This is a genomic window from Microbacterium sp. NPDC056736 (genome assembly GCF_042790415.1).
In the GTDB taxonomy this organism is placed as follows: domain Bacteria; phylum Actinomycetota; class Actinomycetes; order Actinomycetales; family Microbacteriaceae; genus Microbacterium.
Map to the genome: position 1 here is coordinate 1 of NZ_JBHTZE010000016.1, position 5,307 is coordinate 5,307.

General features: G+C 55.3%; 2 rRNA genes. Both read left to right on the top strand.

From position 1 onward, the window contains the following. Positions 1-194: 194 nt before the first annotated feature. Positions 195-1,717 (top strand): 16S ribosomal RNA (locus tag ACFRAL_RS17330). A gap of 430 nt (positions 1,718-2,147) precedes the next feature. Further along, positions 2,148-5,254, top strand: a 23S ribosomal RNA gene (locus tag ACFRAL_RS17335). Together the 16S and 23S rRNA genes form the textbook arrangement of a ribosomal RNA operon. Positions 5,255-5,307 lie beyond the last annotated feature (53 nt).

Below are 5,307 nucleotides of genomic sequence, written 5' to 3' on the forward strand. Positions count from 1 at the left end.
GGTGCGTCCGATCTTTGAGAACTCAACAGCGTGCACTTGTCAAATGCCAAATTTATTTCTCTGTCGACCAGTTTTCTGGTTGGTGGGGGTCTTTTTTGGATCAATTCATGGATGTCAGTTTGATATTCGTTTTTGGTCATGGTTGAACTCGCTGCTTGTGACCTGTTTTCCCGGGTTGTGGGTGGTATTCATTTTTTATGGAGAGTTTGATCCTGGCTCAGGATGAACGCTGGCGGCGTGCTTAACACATGCAAGTCGAACGGTGAAGCCCAGCTTGCTGGGTGGATCAGTGGCGAACGGGTGAGTAACACGTGAGCAACCTGCCCTGGACTCTGGGATAAGCGCTGGAAACGGCGTCTAATACTGGATATGAACCACGAAGGCATCTTCAGTGGTTGGAAAGATTTTTCGGTCTGGGATGGGCTCGCGGCCTATCAGCTTGTTGGTGAGGTAACGGCTCACCAAGGCGTCGACGGGTAGCCGGCCTGAGAGGGTGACCGGCCACACTGGGACTGAGACACGGCCCAGACTCCTACGGGAGGCAGCAGTGGGGAATATTGCACAATGGGCGGAAGCCTGATGCAGCAACGCCGCGTGAGGGATGACGGCCTTCGGGTTGTAAACCTCTTTTAGCAAGGAAGAAGCTTTTGTGACGGTACTTGCAGAAAAAGCGCCGGCTAACTACGTGCCAGCAGCCGCGGTAATACGTAGGGCGCAAGCGTTATCCGGAATTATTGGGCGTAAAGAGCTCGTAGGCGGTTTGTCGCGTCTGCTGTGAAATCCCGAGGCTCAACCTCGGGCCTGCAGTGGGTACGGGCAGACTAGAGTGCGGTAGGGGAGATTGGAATTCCTGGTGTAGCGGTGGAATGCGCAGATATCAGGAGGAACACCGATGGCGAAGGCAGATCTCTGGGCCGTAACTGACGCTGAGGAGCGAAAGGGTGGGGAGCAAACAGGCTTAGATACCCTGGTAGTCCACCCCGTAAACGTTGGGAACTAGTTGTGGGGTCCTTTCCACGGATTCCGTGACGCAGCTAACGCATTAAGTTCCCCGCCTGGGGAGTACGGCCGCAAGGCTAAAACTCAAAGGAATTGACGGGGACCCGCACAAGCGGCGGAGCATGCGGATTAATTCGATGCAACGCGAAGAACCTTACCAAGGCTTGACATACACGAGAACACCCTAGAAATAGGGGACTCTTTGGACACTCGTGAACAGGTGGTGCATGGTTGTCGTCAGCTCGTGTCGTGAGATGTTGGGTTAAGTCCCGCAACGAGCGCAACCCTCGTTCTATGTTGCCAGCACGTAATGGTGGGAACTCATGGGATACTGCCGGGGTCAACTCGGAGGAAGGTGGGGATGACGTCAAATCATCATGCCCCTTATGTCTTGGGCTTCACGCATGCTACAATGGCCGGTACAAAGGGCTGCAATACCGTGAGGTGGAGCGAATCCCAAAAAGCCGGTCCCAGTTCGGATTGAGGTCTGCAACTCGACCTCATGAAGTCGGAGTCGCTAGTAATCGCAGATCAGCAACGCTGCGGTGAATACGTTCCCGGGTCTTGTACACACCGCCCGTCAAGTCATGAAAGTCGGTAACACCTGAAGCCGGTGGCCCAACCCTTGTGGGGGGAGCCGTCGAAGGTGGGATCGGTAATTAGGACTAAGTCGTAACAAGGTAGCCGTACCGGAAGGTGCGGCTGGATCACCTCCTTTCTAAGGAGCACCTCGACCCGTATGGGTTGCAGGAACCTCAGCAGAGCGGATGTCTCTGCGGGGGCTCGTGGGTGGAACATTTGACATGGCATCAGCGCAGCTGGTTCCTACTAGTACGCCGCGTCCTCTTTGGGGGGTGTGGTTGGAGGGTGGGGGTTGGTGAGCGGGGTGCCTGCACGCTGTTGGGTCCTGAGGGACCGGACGCTGCTCCTGCCGGTTGGTGGGGGTGGGTGTTTCTTCCTCTGGGCCTCCTGGTTGCCGGCTGTTGTCGGTGGTGGGGGGTGCCGCCCGTACTTTGAGAACTACACAGTGGACGCGAGCATCTTCAAGATGACCTTTCGGGGTTGTCTTGTGTAGATGATCTTAAAGATCATTAGTCAATTTCAGCCCGGACTTCGGTTCGGGTTCGATTCTTGATGAACTCATGTGATTTCAAGTCTTTAAGAGCAAACGGTGGATGCCTTGGCATCTGGAGCCGAAGAAGGACGTAGCAATCTGCGATAAGCCTCGGGGAACTGATAAGCAAGTTTTGATCCGAGGGTGTCCGAATGGGGAAACCCCGCTGGGCGGCGTGCCGACCTAGTGACTCCCGCCTGAATATATAGGGCGGGTAGAGGGAACGTGGGGAAGTGAAACATCTCAGTACCCACAGGAAGAGAAAACAACCGTGATTCCGTGAGTAGTGGCGAGCGAAATCGGATCAGGCTAAACCTCATGTGTGTGAGAGCCGGCAGGCGTTGCATGTGGGGGGTTGCGGGACTTTCCTGACCATTCTGCCGAGTGGTCGACGTGACAGAAGCGTATAGACGAACCGTCTTGAAAGGCGGGCCAGAGTGGGTGCCAGCCCCGTAGTCGAAATGCGTGTTCTGACGTGGAGAGTATCCCAAGTAGCACGGGGCCCGAGAAATCCCGTGTGAATCTGTCAGGACCACCTGATAAGCCTAAATACTCCCAGATGACCGATAGCGGACAAGTACCGTGAGGGAAAGGTGAAAAGTACCCCGGGAGGGGAGTGAAATAGTACCTGAAACCGTTTGCTTACAAACCGTTGGAGCACCCCTGGTAGGTGTGACAGCGTGCCTTTTGAAGAATGAGCCTGCGAGTTAGCGATATGTGGCGAGGTTAACCCGGGTGGGGTAGCCGTAGCGAAAGCGAGTCTGAATAGGGCGATTCAGTCGCATGTCCTAGACCCGAAGCGAAGTGATCTATCCATGGCCAGGCTGAAGCGACGGTAAGACGTCGTGGAGGGCCGAACCCACTTAGGTTGAAAACTGAGGGGATGAGCTGTGGATAGGGGTGAAAGGCCAATCAAACTTCGTGATAGCTGGTTCTCTCCGAAATGCATTTAGGTGCAGCGTTGCGTGTTTCTTGCCGGAGGTAGAGCTACTGGATGGCCGATGGGCCCTACAAGGTTACTGACGTCAGCCAAACTCCGAATGCCGGTAAGTGAGAGCGCAGCAGTGAGACTGTGGGGGATAAGCTTCATAGTCGAGAGGGAAACAACCCAGACCACCATCTAAGGTCCCTAAGCGCGTGCTAAGTGGGAAAGGATGTGGAGTTGCTTAGACAACCAGGAGGTTGGCTTAGAAGCAGCCACCCTTGAAAGAGTGCGTAATAGCTCACTGGTCAAGTGATTCCGCGCCGACAATGTAACGGGGCTCAAGCACGCCACCGAAGTTGTGGCATTGACATTATTGGTAGGCCTTCGTGGTCCAGCCGTGTTGATGGGTAGGAGAGCGTCGTGTGGCGAGTGAAGCGGCGGGGTGACCCAGCCGTGGACGCTACACGAGTGAGAATGCAGGCATGAGTAGCGAAAGACGTGTGAGAAACACGTCCTCCGAAAGACCAAGGGTTCCAGGGTCAAGCTAATCTTCCCTGGGTAAGTCGGGACCTAAGGCGAGGCCGACAGGCGTAGTCGATGGACAACGGGTTGATATTCCCGTACCGGCGAAGAACCGCCCCAACCAATCCAGTAGTGCTAAGTGTCTGAATCCCACTGACGGATCCCTTCGGGGTGATGCGGTGGGCCTAGCGCACGACCCCATGCTGAGGCGGTTAGCGTATTAACAGGTGTGACGCAGGAAGGTAGCCCATCCCGGGCGATGGTTGTCCCGGGGCAAGTGCGTAGGCCGGGGGATAGGCAAATCCGTCCCTCATTCAGGCTGAGACACGATGCGGATGAAAAGTGGGTGATCCTATGCTGCCAAGAAAAGCATCGACGCGAGGTTCTAGCCGCCCGTACCCCAAACCGACTCAGGTGGTCAGGTAGAGAATACCAAGGAGATCGAGAGAATCGTGGTTAAGGAACTCGGCAAAATGCCCCCGTAACTTCGGGAGAAGGGGGGCCATCCACTTATATGAGCTTGCCTCAAAAAGGGTGTGGTGGCCGCAGAGACTAGTGGGTAGCGACTGTTTACTAAAAACACAGGTCCGTGCCAAGTCGCAAGACGATGTATACGGACTGACGCCTGCCCGGTGCTGGAAGGTTAAGAGGACGGGTCAGCCGCAAGGCGAAGCTCAGAATTTAAGCCCCAGTAAACGGCGGTGGTAACTATAACCATCCTAAGGTAGCGAAATTCCTTGTCGGGTAAGTTCCGACCTGCACGAATGGCGTAACGACTTCCCAACTGTCTCAACCGCGAACTCGGCGAAATTGCATTACGAGTAAAGATGCTCGTTACGCGCAGCAGGACGGAAAGACCCCGTGACCTTTACTACAGCTTGGTATTGGTGTTCGGTGTGGCTTGTGTAGGATAGGTGGGAGACTGTGAAGCGGATACGCCAGTATTCGTGGAGTCGTTGTTGAAATACCACTCTGGTCACTCTGGATGTCTAACTTCGAACCGTGATCCGGTTCAGGGACAGTGCCTGGTGGGTAGTTTAACTGGGGCGGTTGCCTCCCAAAAAGTAACGGAGGCGCCCAAAGGTTCCCTCAACCTGGTTGGCAATCAGGTGGCGAGTGTAAGTGCACAAGGGAGCTTGACTGTGAGACTGACAGGTCGAGCAGGGACGAAAGTCGGGACTAGTGATCCGGCAGTGGCTTGTGGAAGCGCTGTCGCTCAACGGATAAAAGGTACCTCGGGGATAACAGGCTGATCTTGCCCAAGAGTCCATATCGACGGCATGGTTTGGCACCTCGATGTCGGCTCGTCGCATCCTGGGGCTGGAGTAGGTCCCAAGGGTTGGGCTGTTCGCCCATTAAAGCGGTACGCGAGCTGGGTTTAGAACGTCGTGAGACAGTTCGGTCCCTATCCGCTGCGCGCGTAGGAAGTTTGAGAGGATCTGACCCTAGTACGAGAGGACCGGGTTGGACGAACCTCTGGTGTGCCAGTTGTACTGCCAAGTGCACCGCTGGTTAGCTACGTTCGGGATGGATAACCGCTGAAAGCATCTAAGCGGGAAGCCGGCCTCAAGATGAGACTTCCATACCCTTCGGGGTGAGAGGCTCCCAGCCAGACTACTGGGTTGATAGGCCAGATGTGGAAGCGCAGCAATGCGTGCAGCTGACTGGTACTAATAAGCCGATGACTTGATAACACACCGTTCCATGGTGCTTGCGTCCACTGAGTGGTTCCCGATGTACGGTCGGG